This is a genomic window from Pseudarthrobacter albicanus, assembly GCF_018224015.1.
GTDB classification, from domain to species: domain Bacteria; phylum Actinomycetota; class Actinomycetes; order Actinomycetales; family Micrococcaceae; genus Arthrobacter; species Arthrobacter albicanus.
Genome location: NZ_JAGPOT010000235.1, coordinates 1 through 319 on the forward strand (window position 1 = coordinate 1; position 319 = coordinate 319).

Annotated in this window: 1 protein-coding gene; it reads left to right on the top strand. The window is 71.8% G+C overall.

Annotated features, from left to right (window positions below; translation table 11 throughout):
- The coding region (locus J9611_RS21595; protein WP_211883391.1) for an AMP-binding protein at positions 1 to 319 on the top strand (319 nt) is incomplete at both ends.

Consider the following 319-nt stretch of genomic DNA (forward strand, 5'->3'; position numbering starts at 1 on the left):
CCAAGGGCGACCGGGTGGCCGTCTACCTGCCGATGATTCCCGAGGCCGTCATCACCCTGCTGGCCTGCGCCCGGATCGGCGCCATCCACTCGGTGGTCTTCGGCGGCTTCTCCGCCGACGCGCTCCGCTCCCGGATCGACGACGCCGAAGCCAGGCTCGTCGTCACCGCCGACGGCACCTACCGCCGCGGCAAGCCCAGCCCGCTCAAGAACGCCGTCGACGAGGCGTTGTCCCATGACGGAGACGGCGGCGGCCACTCCGTCCGGAACGTCGTGGTGGTCAAGCGCAACGGGGCGGACGTGGACTGGCACGAGGGCCG